This window comes from Tenacibaculum ovolyticum DSM 18103 (assembly GCF_000430545.1).
Taxonomy (GTDB): Bacteria; Bacteroidota; Bacteroidia; order Flavobacteriales; family Flavobacteriaceae; genus Polaribacter; species Polaribacter ovolyticus.
On record NZ_KE387163.1, the window covers coordinates 715,724 to 730,796 of the forward strand.

Sequence of the window (15,073 nt, forward strand, 5' to 3'; positions counted from 1 at the left end):
ATTTTTTAACTTACTTTTTTAAGAGATTACTCCAGAGCCTAACAGTTCTTCATCCTTATACCAGGCAACAAATTGCCCTTCCTGAATGGCTGATTGAGGATTTGTGAATTCTACATACAAACCACTATCAACTTTATAAATCGTTGCTTTTTCTAATTGCTGACGGTAACGAATTCGTGCTTCAACTTGCATTTCTTCACCTGATTTTAACTTTAAATCTTCACGAACCCAGTGTAATTCTTCATTTGTAACAAACAGAACATTTCTATACAAACCTTGGTGAGTTTTTCCTTCACCTGTATAAATTACGTTTTCATTAACGTCCGTTTCAATTACATATAACGCCTCTTTAGTACCACCTACATTTAACCCTTTACGTTGTCCTTTTGTAAAATAATGAGCTCCATCATGTTTACCAACAACTTTACCATCTTCTTTTTTGTAAGAGAATTTTGTTGCATAGTAATTTAACTCGGCTTCTTTATTTTTAAATGTTGGAATTACGCTATTATACTGTTCAAAACTTGTAGGTATTTGAACTATAACTCCCTTTTTAGGTTGTAGCTTTTGTTGTAAAAAATCGGGTAAACGAACTTTACCTATAAAACATAATCCTTGAGAATCTTTTTTATCTGCAGTAATTAGATCAGCTTCTTTTGCAATTTCTCTTACTTCAGGTTTTGTTAACTCACCAATAGGAAACATTGCTTTAGCAAGTTGTTTTTGTGATAACTGGCACAAAAAGTACGACTGATCTTTATTCGTATCTTTTCCTGCTAAAAGTTTATAAACTGATTTTCCTTCGATTACTTCTTCATCTTTTCTACAATAATGACCAGTTGCTACATAATCAGCTCCTAAGCTTAGTGCGATGTCCATAAAAACATCAAACTTAATCTCTCTATTACATAAAATATCAGGATTTGGCGTACGCCCTTTCTCGTATTCATTAAACATATAATCTACAATACGTTCTTTGTATTGCTCACTTAAATCTACAGTCTGGAAAGGTATCCCTAATTTATCAGCAACAATCATTGCATCATTACTGTCTTCTAACCAAGGGCATTCATCTGATATAGTTACTGAATCATCATGCCAGTTTTTCATAAACAGACCAATTACTTCATAACCTTGCTCTTTTAATAAATATGCTGTTACACTACTATCTACACCTCCTGAAAGTCCTACTATTACTCTTTTCATTCTTTATTATTGAAGCTGCAAATTTACGAATAAGTTTCTATTTTTATAATGATTAAAACTAATAGCTTTATCAATTAAATTGATATCTATTAATCATCATTCTTAAAATCTGATAATTTCTCTTTTTTCTTTTTATCAACTATTTCACCGTCCATATAAAAATCCCACTTCCCTACTCTTTTTCCGTTTTTATACATTCCTTTTTCCTTTATACCTCCTTTTAAGTCGTAATACTTAGCTTCACCTTCTAACTTACCTTTAGCATAAATTACTTGTTCAATTAAAATAGCTGAATCAGTAAATGTTTTAGAAACTCCATTTTTTACTCCTCCTACATATACAGATTCTTGAGTTACATTTCCGTTAGGATAATAATTTTTAAGAACCCCATCTAACTTACCTTCTTTATATTCTTCTTCAGAAAAAATCTTACCATTTGTAAAATAATAAAACCATTTGCCTATACGGTTTTTACCAACCATTGCTCCTTCACTCTTCAACCTACCTGATTCATTGTAAAACTTAACAGAAGCGGTATCGTTAGAAAAAACTTTTACAATTACTGGTTGTGAAGATGATTTTTTAGAATAAAACTTAAAACTTCCTATTTCTTTTCCGTTTTTAAACACTCCTGAATAACGAATTTTTCCATTATCATAAAATTTCTTCCACACACCCGTTCTTTTTCCATTAGCATCAAACTTATTAAATTTCTGAGCATTTACAGAAACCATAAAATAAACTGATAATAAAAGTGCTATTGAAAATTTCCTTTTTATATTTAACATTGATAATTATTTTTTACTTAGTAAAATAACTTATTGAGTTCAAAAATACACAAACCGTACCAATATGAGTATTGATTTTTTAATTTCTGTTTTAAACGACATGAAAACCGCTGCAAAAGTAAACAGAGACAAAGCTTCAAATATTGTATTAGAACACCCAAAATTACTTAAACATTTAGTAACTTTAACCTTTGATGTTGATAACAAGCTTTCAATAAAAGCAGCTTGGATATTAGAATGGATTTGCACACATCATGGAATCAAACACATTCATCCTTATATTGATTATTTTGTTAAAAATATTTCAACACTTCATTTTGATAGTGCTATTAGACCATGCGCCAAAATTTGTGAACACTTAGCAGTTGCTTATACAGCTAAAAAAGAAAATGAAACACAATCCGTATTAACTCAAGATCATATCGATTTAATTATTGAAACTGGTTTTGATTGGTTAATTACTGATCAAAAAATAGCAGTACGCGCTTACACCATGACAGCTTTATATTTATTTGGATTACAAAAAGAGTGGGTTCACAATGAATTAAAACATTTAATTAGTACTAAAATTGTTCACGAGAGCAAAGGTTGTAAAGCTCGCGGAAAATATATTTTAGAAATGATTGAAAAAACCAATTAAATATTTCATTCGGAAAGTTATTTACTTACTTCGAAAAATTTTACTCTTCACTTTCTAAAAAGCTTTATACATTGATCTCAATATTAATAATTAAATTTATAGATTATGTTAAAAAAAATTGGTGATTTAGGAAAAGCCTTAGACAAAACTGAACAAAAGGCTATTAATGGTGGAACTTTAAATGATTTTGCTGCAAAATGTTGCCATACTGTCTTTGGATGTACATATGTTAGAACACACGCAACAGCAAGTTTGCTTCAAAATCAAGGATACTTCTGTAAAGTACTATCTGTTCGAGGAAGCATGTAAGTTAAGTTTACTCATGTAAAAATCTAAAATTATTTTAAGAGATTAAATAAAAAACGTGAATTAAAACTCACGTTTCTTATTTAATTTCTTTCAAATTCGTTGGCTTTCTATAACCAACGAAAGGTTGTTTTAGTAATTCTTTTAAACTTGAATTCTTTTCTTCGTCAGGAAAGGTATCTACTCCATACACAATTTTCTCTCTATCCAATTCCATATAAGTCCCTAATAAACGATCCCAAATAGAAAATATATTACCATAATTAGAATCGGTATATGGTAACATATTATGATGATGAACTTTATGCATGTCTGGTGATACAATTACATAACTCAATAATTTATCAAGTTTTTTTGGAATTTTAATATTTGCATGTGTTAATTGTGTAAATAGTAATGACATTGATTGATACAACATTATAATTGCTACTGGAGTACCTACTAAAAAAACACCTAATAATGTAAATATAAAACGTATCATACTTTCTAAAGGATGATGCCTGTTAGCTGTGGTAGTATCTACTTCATGATCGGTGTGATGTACTAAATGCACCATCCAAAGTACTTTTACTTTATGTTCGGTAAGGTGTGCTAAATAAGCACCAAAGAAATCTAAGAATAATACACCTAAAACTACATACAACCATAAAGGTATTTCAGGTAACCAATTAATTAATCCAAAATTATTTATTTGTACCCAATCTGCTGTTTCTATTAATAAAAAAGCCAATGTAAAGTTTATTATAATTGTTGTTACTGTAAAAAACAAATTTGGAAAAGCATGTTTCCATTTGTTATATTTAAACTTAAATAAAGGAACAGCACTTTCTAACAACCAAAAAAAGGTAATTCCGCCAATTAAAATAAAACTTCGATGTTTAGACGGAATCGTCTCAAAATAATGAATAAGGACTTCCAATTTAAAATATTTTCTTAAAAATAAGAAAAAAAAATCAACCTAATCTTTTTACCTTCTCATTTGATCTAACTGGTAAACGTTTTTTTAGTTCTTCAACAATTCTATATGTTGCAGGACAGATAGCTGTATTTGCTATCGTTAAATCTGAAATCTGAATAAATTTCTTACGGTTTGTATGAGGGTATTCTGAACATGCTTTTGGTCTCACATCATATATAAAGCACGAATTATCACTTTCATCTAAAAATGAACATGGAGCTGTTTTTAACACCATAAAATCGTCGTTATCACGCTCTAAATATTGGCTTTCAAAATCACGAACCTTCATTTTTAAATGTTTAGAAATTCGCTCAGTATCTTTATCTGTAAAAATAGGACTCGTTGTTTTACAACAGTTACCGCAATCTAAACAATCTGTTTTTGCAAATTCCTTTTCATGTATATCTTGTACTACAACATCAAAATTTTTAGGTACTCGCTTTTTTATGGTTGCAAAGTATTTTTTATTCTGCTTCTCTACGTCTGCAGCTAATTTTTCTAAATTCTCTAAATCTTTATCCATACTGCAAAAATAGACATATAAACCGTTAGAATCAGTTTAAATATAACCTTCTAAGTTTTAAAATAATTTATCATAAACATCTCTACTTACCTCTGATTCTTAATTTAAAAAATACAATACGTTTTTAACAATAAATAAACTATTTCGAAAGTTAAGAACACTTTAAAAATGTTTTTTATAAAAAACTTACTAGTTGTTTTTTTTACAGAAAGCAAACATACGAGAACACCTAAAAGTATACTATATTAACAAAAACTTAGATTATATTACGAATAAATAGAGTAAAACTCATAAAATAATGAATACAAATTAATTTTAACGTACATTAATTGACTTTAACACAAATTAACATTTAATAATACTTTATTACCATGTTAACCTTATTTTTAAGTTAATTTAATCTAAGAGATTCAAGGCAATAAATTATTGTAAAGACTAAAACAGATTACCTTTATGTTTTTTAAGAAATTTTCCTTTTTTCTATTTTTTTCCCTTATTTTAATTACTCCCCTTGCGGCTCAACAAAATGACCCTGCCACTTGTATCAGTTTAAAACGCCCTGAGGCTCCAACGTTACAAGAATTTAATCAACAAAGAAAATCTTTATCAAAAAATACTGTTGCATTAAGAGCAGCCGGTACAACTGCCATAGTACAAAGTGTCCATAATACGATTGCTAAATGGGAGTCGGGTTCTTATTATCGTTATGATATTGGTACAACCCCAGGTGATAACAATATAAATAGAGGTAGTTTATTAGGTGTTAATGCTAAAAATACACGAGGACATTCTTATGAAGAACTAAGAAGATCTGCAATAATAGAAGGTACACCTAATTTTAATTTAGGAGACACTTTTTATATTAATCTATACAATTTTAGTGGTGATACCAATCCTTGGGTTTCACAACCAATGTCTTTTAACGTAGAAACTTTAGGGGCTGCTGCCAATGAAGTTATCATTAATATTGAAATGGGATATGGTGTGAATGGTTTAGGCCCATTTGCTACTTGGCAAAGAGATAAAATGCAAGCTTTTTACAGTAGAGTTAATCCTATTATAAAAGAAGTATATGGTGCACCATCTCGAAATCATATTGTTAACATTGTAAACGATGGACTTGCTGTTGGGACTAATACCTATTATAATGGTCCAAATCAAATAAGTACAACCTATAGTGAAAATAATGGCGATTTATCGCAACCTCGTTTAATGATTCATGAATTGTTACATGGCTATAGAGATAATGTTGTTATAAGTAGCGATGATGAATGGCATTACACCCCTGTGCTTAGTGGATTTGAAGAAGGCATGGCTGAAGCTGTTGCTCTTATTGTTATGGATATTTTTATTGAAAGATACCCTAATTTTTTTAATGCTGATGAATTTAAAGTTCATTGGGGACACTCTCGAGGAATGCCTTTTGATTGGGATTACGATTTTCAAAATCACGAACAATTAACCACAACCGATTTCTTTTCAAGTGACATTGGTACAGGTGCCCATTGGGAAAGGTATGGAGCAGCTCAAACTGCTATGCAAAAAATATATATTGAAGACAAAGACGTCTTTAAAAAATTTAATGCAGAATATTACAGAAGATTAACTGCTGACTACACATTATTACCTACCAGAAATTTAGTAATAAATATTTTTGAAACTATTTTACCTGAAGTTGAAAGAACGCCAATAACAGATTGGATAAATAAACAACGTGTTTTAGACTGTAAAGTAGTACCTGGTAAAAAAGTACACTTATTAACTTTTCAAAAGGCAGATCAAGGGAGGATTCAAACAACTGATAATAGATTACACATATATGATACCCAAAATAATGTAAATGGTAGTGAATGGTCTTGGAACATTATTAAACCACGCATTGATGCCAACAATGACCCGTCTGAAAGATGGTATGTTCAAAGTAATAATATTAATGGTCAGTTACAAATTTATAATTACGACGGCACACTACATCAGCCACCTATAGCTATAAAAAATGATAAAGCTGCTAGAAAACAAGGTGTTCCCGCTTATTTAGGGCCATATCAAGGGCCAAATGTTTATGAATACAATGGTACTTTTACAGCTAACGATGGTAAAGGCATAGGGCCGCAACCTGGTGGAGGAAAACGACCTATAGGTATTGAAAATCATAATTTTACAGCAACAAACACCCCTAACAGAACTCATGGAGATTTATTTAATGCTAACAATCAACCAGATCCTGCTACTCAACTTATAAGCGGCTTAGAAGATTTCGGTTTATATAGATATGATATTACTTTTGAAGGAGGTAATTATGCAGGCACTTACTATAGATTACACGGTACAGACCTTGTTGGAAAAGATGGACTTATTGGTGGTATAAAATCAGAAGATGACACCAATCAAATTAAAGGAAAACTAATTATTGAGCATGAAAATTTTGGTGAAGAACCTGAAATAATTATAGATAACGGAGCATTTATAAAAGATCGTTTATGGACTAGTATTCCTGCTACATCTCAAAGACAAGGAGGAAGAACAGATAGAAGGTATTCTGAAAAAGGTAAAGTACATGCCATATATATTAGTGAAGATTGTACACAACAAAAAATTGATTTCAGAAACATTACCTATGGTGATGGTTTAGCAGGAAGTCAGTTATTTTTATTTACCGTAGAAAATTTTCAAGATATAGAGTACAAAACACTTCCTGAAATAACGGTATGTAAAGACGATGATTTCACGTTAAATGTTACAAATAACTTTGAAGATATACTTGATGGTGATACCAGAATATCCTACCAGTGGGTAAACCCAATGGGTACAGAAATAGCTACTACAAAATCACATGTATTTACTAATGCTCAAAAAGCTGATGAAGGTATTTATACCCTAAAAATTGATTTCTTTGGATGTGAAATAATTAAAACCACAAACATAATTGTAACAGACGATACATTTACTGTTACAACGCCAACAACCCTAGAGCTATGTGAAAGTACTACTTTAAATATAGCCGCTAATGATATTCCTGGAGCTACTTACGCTTGGACAGGGCCAAATTCATTTACAGCAACAACTAAAGACATAGAAATATTAAATACTCCGTTAGCTGCGGCAGGAGATTATATTGTTTCAGCAACAATAGTAAACTGTTCTGGTATTAATGAAACTTTAACTAGCACAACAACTGTAACTGTAAATTCAACTGTAACTCCAACATTTACTTTTACAACTACTTATTGTTTAGGAGCAACAGCAGATATACTACCTACAACATCTGATAATGGAATTACGGGTACTTGGAATACAACAACTATTGACACAAACATAACTGGAACTACAAATTATATATTTACACCCGATAACTCAAATCAATGTGGAGAAGCAGTAACTATTCCAGTAACTATTAATACAAATAGTAATATCACCCCTACATTTACTTTTACGACTACTTATTGTGAAGGAGCAACTGCAAATGTATTACCTACAATATCTGATAATGGAATTACGGGTACCTGGAACACAACAACTGTTGATACAAACATAACTGGAGCTACAAATTATATATTTACTCCAAATAACCCCAATCAATGCGGTGAGATAGTAACCATTCCTATAACAATTAATACAACAGTAATACCTGTATTTAGTTTTTCAACTACCTATTGTGAAGGTGCGACTGCAAATACATTACCTACAACATCTGATAATGGAATTACAGGTACCTGGAATACAACAACTATTGACACAAACATAATTGGTACTACAAATTATATATTTACCCCAAATACTCCCACTCAGTGTGGAGAAGCAGTAACTATATCTGTAACGATTAATGCAACGATAACACCAACATTTAGTTTTTTAACTACCTATTGTGAAGGTGCGACTGCAAATGCATTACCTACAACATCTGATAATAGAATTACAGGTACTTGGAATATAGCAACTATTGATACAAGCATAATTGGAGCTACAAATTATGTATTTACTCCAAATGACGCCAATCAGTGTGGAGAAGCAGTAACTATATCTGTAACGATTAATGCAACGACAACACCAACATTTACTTTTACAACTACCTATTGTGAAGGTGCAACTACAACTGCATTACCAACGACATCTGATAATGGAATTACGGGTACTTGGAATACAACAACTATTGACACAAACATAATTGGAGCTACAAATTATATATTTACACCAAATGACGCCAATCAGTGTGGAGCACTTACAACCATTTCAGTAACTGTTAATGCAACAGAAACACCAACATTTAGTTTTTTAACTACCTATTGTGAAGGTGCCACTGCAAATGTATTACCTACAATATCTGACAATGGAATTACAGGTACATGGAATATAGCAACAATTGATACAAGTATAACTGGAGTTACAAATTATGTATTTACTCCAAATAACTCCAATCAGTGTGGAGCACTTACAACCATTTCAGTAACAATTAATGCAACAGTAGTACCAACATTTAGTTTTTTAACTAGCTATTGTGAAGGTGCTACTGCAAATGCATTACCTACAACATCTGATAATGGAATTACGGGTACTTGGAATACAACATCTATTGACACAAATATAACTGGAGCTACAAATTATGTATTTACTCCAAATAACCCCAATCAATGTGGAGAAGCAGTAACTATATCTGTAACGATTAATGCAACGATAACACCAACATTTAGTTTTTTAACTACCTATTGTGAAGGTGCTACTGCAAATGCATTACCAACAATATCTGATAATGGAATTACAGGTACTTGGAATACAACATCTATTGACACAAATATAACTGGAGCTACGAATTATGTATTTACTCCAAATGACGCCAATCAGTGTGGAGCACTTACAACCATTTCAGTAACTGTTAATGCAACAGAAACACCAACATTTAGTTTTTTAACTACCTATTGTGAAGGTGCCACTGCAAATGTATTACCTACAATATCTGATAATGGAATTACAGGTACTTGGAATACAACAACTATTGATACTAATATAATTGGAACTACAAATTATACTTTTACACCTAGTGTAGTAAATCAATGCGGGGAAGTGTTAATTATTTCTGTAAAAACAAATCAAAATTCTTTTACACTAGCCTCTGTGCCCCCTATAACTATTTGTGAAACACAAACACTAAACATAAGTGCCGAAAGTATTACCGGAGCAACTTATAGTTGGACAGGACCAAACGGGTTTACAGCAATTACAAAAGATATTCAAATACCTAATATAACGACTAATGCAAGCGGTAATTATACTGTTTCTGTTACTAAAACAAATTGCTTAGGTATTATCGAAACTAAAAAAGTTATAGCAACTGTTACTGTAAACGAAAACACATTCACCATTAACCAAAACCCTACTCCTATTGAGATTTGCGAAACAGAATTGTTATTTATTAGCACCGATCTTATTACTGGAGCAGATTATAATTGGTCAGGTCCAAATGGTTTTACTGCAAATACTAGAGAAATTAACATACCTAATATTTCTATAACTAATGCAGGTAACTATACCGTTTCTGTGAACGCTATTAACTGTACAGGTATCTTAGAAACCAAAACAAGTACAACAAACGTTATTGTAAACGAAAGTTTTAAAGTAGCAACACCTACTACATTAATTACGTGTTTTACCAAAGAAATAGCTATTGATATTAATGATATTATTGGGGCAACATATAGTTGGTCAGGACCAAATGGTTTTACTGCTAATACTAAAGATATGCTAATATCAAACGCTACTCTTGCAATGGAAGGTGATTACACTATTTCGGTAACTGCTCCTAACTGTATGGGAGCTATGATTACAAAAACGAGTACAACAAAAGTAACCGTTAATGTTTGTGCAAAAATACCATCATATTTCACACCAAACGAAGATGGAAAAAATGATACTTGGGAAATAGATAGCGCATTAATTCCTTTTTCTTTCATTAATATATATGACAGATATGGGAAATTAATTAACAAACTTACCCCTCAAAATAATAATTGGAATGGTTATTATAATGGTCAAAAAATGCCTTCTACTGATTATTGGTACCTAATAGAGTATGTTAACCAAAAACAAGATACGGGTAACTTTAGTTTGTTGAGAAAATAAAAAACATGCTGATTAACAAACTGCTACCCAATAATTTCATCTTAAATTATTGGGTAGTTTTTTTTATGCCTGATAAAAAAAACAAATAACTAAACCCTTTTATAAATTGTTAGTTTCACTTTTAATATCATCCAAATAAATTATGTAATTTTGTTGCTCAATTTTCAACAACTAATGAGCGTACAAACCTTAATAGAAGCCAAAGTAAAAGAAGGATTTTTAACCTTATATAATATAGAAATTCCTATAGTAGAATTTCAAGCAACTCGTAAAGATTTTGAAGGAGATATCACCGTGGTGGTTTTTCCTCTTTTAAGGTATAAAAAAGGAAACCCTGTTCAAATTGGTGAAGATTTAGGGAAGTTTTTAGTTGAAAACGTAACAGAAATCACCAACTACAACGTGGTAAAAGGATTCTTAAACTTAGTAATTGACAATAGTTTTTACACTAACTTTTTTAATCAAATTACCAAAGATTCTTCTTACGGATTTATTACCCCTTCTGCAGATGATTCTTCTCGTATGGTTGAATACTCATCTCCTAACACAAACAAACCTTTACATTTAGGTCATGTACGTAATGTATTATTAGGGTATTCTGTTGCTGAAATTTTAAAAGCTTCAGGTAAAAAAGTATACAAAACACAGATTATTAACGATCGTGGTATTCATATTTGTAAATCGATGTTGGCTTGGCAACGTTTTGGTAATGGAGAAACTCCAGAATCAACAGGTTTAAAAGGTGATAAGTTGGTTGGTAACTATTATGTAAAATTCGATCAAGAATATAAAAAAGAAATTGCTGAATTAGTCGCTTCAGGTATTTCTGAAGACGATGCTAAAAAGCAAGCGCCTTTATTTATTGAAGCACAACAAATGTTACGTAAATGGGAAGCTGGAAACGAACAAGTTGTTGCTCTTTGGGAAACAATGAACTCTTGGGTTTATAAAGGGTTTGATGTTACTTATAAAAGTATTGGAGTAGATTTTGATAAATTATACTACGAAAGTAATACTTATTTGTTAGGTAAAGATGTTATTGATGACGGACTAAAAAATGGTGTTTTCTATAAAAAAGAAGACGGTTCTGTTTGGTGCGATTTAACGGATGATGGTTTAGATGAAAAATTGGTATTACGTTCAGACGGAACAGCAGTTTACATGACACAAGATATTGGTACTGCTATACAACGTTCTAAAGACATGCCTGATGTTGGCGGAATGGTATACACGGTTGGTAACGAACAAGATTATCACTTTAAAGTATTATTTTTAATCTTAAAAAAATTAGGATATTCTTGGGCAGAGCAACTGCATCATTTAAGTTACGGAATGGTAGATTTACCTTCTGGAAAAATGAAATCTCGTGAAGGAACAGTTGTTGATGCTGATGACTTAATGGATGAAATGACAAATACAGCTCGTACAATTTCACAAGAATTAGGGAAATTAGAAGGATATTCTAACGAAGAAAAAGAAGAGTTATATAGAATTATAGGTTTAGGAGCTTTAAAATATTTTATTTTAAAAGTAGACCCTAAAAAGAGAATTTTGTTCGACCCAAAAGCATCGGTAGATTTTCAAGGAAACACAGGGCCTTTTATTCAATATACCTATGCTAGAATTCAATCAATCTTAAGAAAAGCAAATTTCGATTATTCGAAAGAAGTTACTATTGATTTACATGAAAAGGAAAAAGAGTTAATAAAACAATTAGAATTATATCCTGAAATAATTCAGCAAGCAGCTAAAAATTATTCACCGGCAGTAATTGCTAATTACACCTATGAATTAGTAAAAGAGTTCAATTCTTTTTACCAAAACGTACACATTTTAGGAGAAGAAAATCAAGATAAAAAAGTATTTAGAGTTCAGTTATCTAAAAAGGTAGCCGATACTATAAAATCAGCATTTAATTTATTAGGAATTCAGGTTCCTGAGAGAATGTAGATAATTAACAAGTACATGCGTTAGGGATTGAACGGTGTGTTTGAGCTCTTTTTAGTTGTCAGTTCGAGTAAATTTATGAAGAATGAATAAATTTGTATCGAGAACAAAACTAAAAAAGCGAGTAGTGAAAGCCCGCTCGAACGCCAAAATTCTCGATATAATTTTGAGAAAACAATTAAAGTGAAGTGACATAAATAAAAATAATAAACAAACAACAATAAAGACATACACATGAAATACGACGTATTAATAATAGGAAGTGGTCCTGGAGGATATGTAACTGCAATTAGAGCATCTCAATTAGGATTTAAGGTTGGAGTAATTGAAAAAGAAAATTTAGGTGGAATTTGCTTAAACTGGGGATGTATTCCTACAAAAGCATTATTAAAATCTGCTCAAGTTTACGATTACTTAAAACATGTTGATCAATATGGTTTAAAGGCAGAAGCAATCGATAAAGATTTCGAAGCTGTTATTAAACGTAGTCGTGGTGTTGCTGAAGGAATGAGTAAAGGTGTTTCTTTTTTAATGAAGAAAAACAAAATTGATATTATTAACGGTTTTGGTAAAATTAAAACAGGTAAAAAAGTTGATGTTACTGCTGAAGATGGATCTGTAACTGAATATAGCGCTGATAATATTATTATCGCTACTGGTGCTCGCTCTAGAATATTACCTAATTTACCACAAGATGGTAAAAAAGTAATTGGATATCGTGAAGCAATGAGCTTACCAAGCCAACCAAAATCTATGATAGTTGTAGGTTCTGGTGCTATTGGTGTTGAATTTGCGCATTTTTACAACTCAATGGGAACTGAGGTTACTGTTGTAGAGTTTATGCCGAATATTGTTCCTGTTGAAGATAAAGATGTTTCTAAGCAAATGGAGCGTTCTTTCAAAAAAGCTGGAATTAAAGTAATGACTAGTTCTTCTGTAGAGTCTGTTGATACTTCTGGTGATGGTGTAAAAGCTATTGTAAAAACCAAAAAAGGAGAAGTAACTTTAGAAGCAGATATTTTATTATCGGCTGTTGGAATTAAAACGAATATTGAAAACATCGGTTTAGAAGATGTTGGAATTATAACTGATAGAGATAAAATTTTAGTAAACGACTGGTATCAAACTAACATTCCTGGTTATTATGCTATTGGAGATGTTACTCCTGGACCTGCATTAGCACACGTTGCTTCTGCCGAAGGAATTACTTTGGTTGAAAAATTAGCTGGTGTACATACTGAAGCTATCGATTACGGAAACATTCCTGGTTGTACATACGCTACTCCAGAAATTGCTTCTGTTGGTTTAACTGAAGAAAAAGCAAAAGAAGCTGGTTACGAATTAAAAGTTGGTAAATTTCCTTTCTCTGCTTCTGGTAAAGCTACTGCATCTGGAACTCCTGATGGTTTTGTAAAAGTAATTTTTGATGCTAAATACGGTGAATGGTTAGGTTGCCATATGATTGGTGCTGGTGTTACCGATATGATTGCTGAAGCTGTTTTAGGTCGTAAATTAGAAACTACAGGTCATGAAGTATTAAAAACTATCCACCCTCACCCAACAATGAGTGAAGCAGTTATGGAAGCTGTTGCTGATGCTTATGATGAGGTAATTCATTTATAGTATTTATATAAATAAAAACAAAAAACCTTACCTTAATTGGTAAGGTTTTTTGTTTTATAAAATTATCTAAAACCTAACAATCATATTTTACTAACGAATAGTAAAAGAAAATTAAAAACTCCTGATTATGGCATTAAATTTGTGACGCTCTTTCACTTAAAATTTAAATTAATTTAAACTAAATTACTATGAAAAATTTCACTTTAAGTGTATTATTTTTATTTGCTATGTTAAACATGTCATTTGCTCAAGAAAAAAGACAAGAGGTTGGTATTAATTTCACATCCTTAAACAACTTCGGAGTTACCTATAAAGTAGGTACTTCTAAAAACCTATGGCGTTTTAATATTTTAGCTATAAATTTTAACAACAGCAAAGACGAAGAAACAAACATACAACAACAAGTTCACGAAAATTATAATCGAGGAGCAGGAATCAGTATTGGTAAAGAATTTAGGAAAGTTATTACTAAAAACTTAGAATTTCGTTATGGTTTTGATGTTGCTTTTAATTATAACTGGTATAAAAATATTAATAAAAATAATAATGACTACTATGAGAGTGAAAGAACAATATACACTCCTTCTTTAATTGGTGTTATTGGTGCTAACTATGTTTTTAGCGAAAACTTAGCTTTTGGAGTAGAGTTACTACCTCGCTTTAGTTATAGAACTGGAAAAAATAGAATAGTAAATGGTGGTATAGAAACTAAAGGGGATGTTTCTGGGTTTGGCTTTAACCTAAACAATGATGTTGCACGATTATCTTTATCATACAGGTTTTAAATTAACTGTCATGACAAATACTTAATAATAAAAAACACAAAGGATTTATTTATAAAAAAATATAATCTTAAGTTAAAGCCTCACATTTTATGAGGCTTTTCTTTTACCCTTATTTTAAATGTAGACAATTGCTTCTACCTTCTTTTTATTATATTGTTTTGTATACTTAATCAGTAAATAAGT

The 15,073-nt window shown here is 31.1% G+C and carries 10 protein-coding genes; 6 read left to right on the forward strand and 4 right to left on the reverse strand.

Going from position 1 to position 15,073, the window contains the following annotated elements; all coding sequences use genetic code 11:
* Window positions 1-18: 18 nt before the first annotated feature.
* The gene (mnmA, locus tag H518_RS0113355; RefSeq protein ID WP_028889532.1) at window positions 19-1,206 is read right to left on the reverse strand and encodes a tRNA 2-thiouridine(34) synthase MnmA; all 1,188 of its coding nucleotides are present in this window, start codon (window positions 1,204-1,206) and stop codon (window positions 19-21) included.
* Window positions 1,207-1,295: 89 nt separating this feature from the next.
* On the reverse strand, window positions 1,296-1,994 hold the full coding sequence (locus tag H518_RS0113360; protein WP_028889533.1) for a toxin-antitoxin system YwqK family antitoxin: 699 nt from the start codon (window positions 1,992-1,994) through the stop codon (window positions 1,296-1,298).
* 64 nt (window positions 1,995-2,058) lie between these two features.
* Here H518_RS0113360 and H518_RS0113365 point away from each other — a divergent pair, with 64 nt between their 5' ends.
* Complete coding sequence (locus H518_RS0113365) at window positions 2,059-2,634, forward strand: hypothetical protein (protein ID WP_028889534.1); 576 nt, start codon at window positions 2,059-2,061, stop codon at window positions 2,632-2,634.
* A 105-nt stretch (window positions 2,635-2,739) separates the two neighbouring features.
* Window positions 2,740-2,943: a hypothetical protein gene (locus H518_RS0113370; RefSeq protein WP_028889535.1), complete on the forward strand. Its 204-nt coding sequence runs from the start codon at window positions 2,740-2,742 to the stop codon at window positions 2,941-2,943.
* Window positions 2,944-3,019: 76 nt separating this feature from the next.
* Here the strand turns inward: H518_RS0113370 and H518_RS0113375 are convergent, their stop codons facing one another.
* On the reverse strand, window positions 3,020-3,859 hold the full coding sequence (locus tag H518_RS0113375) for a sterol desaturase family protein (protein ID WP_028889536.1): 840 nt from the start codon (window positions 3,857-3,859) through the stop codon (window positions 3,020-3,022).
* A 34-nt stretch (window positions 3,860-3,893) separates the two neighbouring features.
* Window positions 3,894-4,421: a YkgJ family cysteine cluster protein gene (locus tag H518_RS0113380; protein ID WP_028889537.1), complete on the reverse strand. Its 528-nt coding sequence runs from the start codon at window positions 4,419-4,421 to the stop codon at window positions 3,894-3,896.
* Window positions 4,422-4,874: 453 nt separating this feature from the next.
* Here H518_RS0113380 and H518_RS0113385 point away from each other — a divergent pair, with 453 nt between their 5' ends.
* From H518_RS0113385 to H518_RS0113400, 4 genes are all read left to right on the forward strand, one after another.
* The gene (locus tag H518_RS0113385) at window positions 4,875-10,535 is read left to right on the forward strand and encodes a T9SS type B sorting domain-containing protein (protein ID WP_028889538.1); all 5,661 of its coding nucleotides are present in this window, start codon (window positions 4,875-4,877) and stop codon (window positions 10,533-10,535) included.
* A gap of 174 nt (window positions 10,536-10,709) precedes the next feature.
* On the forward strand, window positions 10,710-12,485 hold the full coding sequence (argS, locus tag H518_RS0113390; RefSeq protein WP_028889539.1) for an arginine--tRNA ligase: 1,776 nt from the start codon (window positions 10,710-10,712) through the stop codon (window positions 12,483-12,485).
* Window positions 12,486-12,716: 231 nt separating this feature from the next.
* Window positions 12,717-14,105, forward strand: a complete 1,389-nt coding sequence (gene lpdA, locus H518_RS0113395) for a dihydrolipoyl dehydrogenase (RefSeq protein ID WP_043706928.1) — start codon at window positions 12,717-12,719, stop codon at window positions 14,103-14,105.
* A 188-nt stretch (window positions 14,106-14,293) separates the two neighbouring features.
* Window positions 14,294-14,890, forward strand: coding sequence for a hypothetical protein (locus H518_RS0113400; RefSeq protein ID WP_028889541.1), 597 nt, complete (start codon window positions 14,294-14,296; stop codon window positions 14,888-14,890).
* The last annotated feature ends 183 nt before the right edge of the window (window positions 14,891-15,073 follow it).

What these genes read in the sequence shown, in the direction of transcription:
- mnmA (WP_028889532.1), bottom strand. Translation starts at nt 1,206, where the DNA reads ATGAAAAGAGTAATAGTAGGACTTTCAGGAGGTGTAGATAGTAGTGTA.
- H518_RS0113360 (WP_028889533.1), bottom strand. Translation starts at nt 1,994, where the DNA reads ATGTTAAATATAAAAAGGAAATTTTCAATAGCACTTTTATTATCAGTT.
- H518_RS0113365 (WP_028889534.1), top strand. Translation starts at nt 2,059, where the DNA reads ATGAGTATTGATTTTTTAATTTCTGTTTTAAACGACATGAAAACCGCT.
- H518_RS0113370 (WP_028889535.1), top strand. Translation starts at nt 2,740, where the DNA reads ATGTTAAAAAAAATTGGTGATTTAGGAAAAGCCTTAGACAAAACTGAA.
- H518_RS0113380 (WP_028889537.1), bottom strand. Translation starts at nt 4,421, where the DNA reads ATGGATAAAGATTTAGAGAATTTAGAAAAATTAGCTGCAGACGTAGAG.
- H518_RS0113385 (WP_028889538.1), top strand. Translation starts at nt 4,875, where the DNA reads ATGTTTTTTAAGAAATTTTCCTTTTTTCTATTTTTTTCCCTTATTTTA.
- argS (WP_028889539.1), top strand. Translation starts at nt 10,710, where the DNA reads ATGAGCGTACAAACCTTAATAGAAGCCAAAGTAAAAGAAGGATTTTTA.
- lpdA (WP_043706928.1), top strand. Translation starts at nt 12,717, where the DNA reads ATGAAATACGACGTATTAATAATAGGAAGTGGTCCTGGAGGATATGTA.
- H518_RS0113400 (WP_028889541.1), top strand. Translation starts at nt 14,294, where the DNA reads ATGAAAAATTTCACTTTAAGTGTATTATTTTTATTTGCTATGTTAAAC.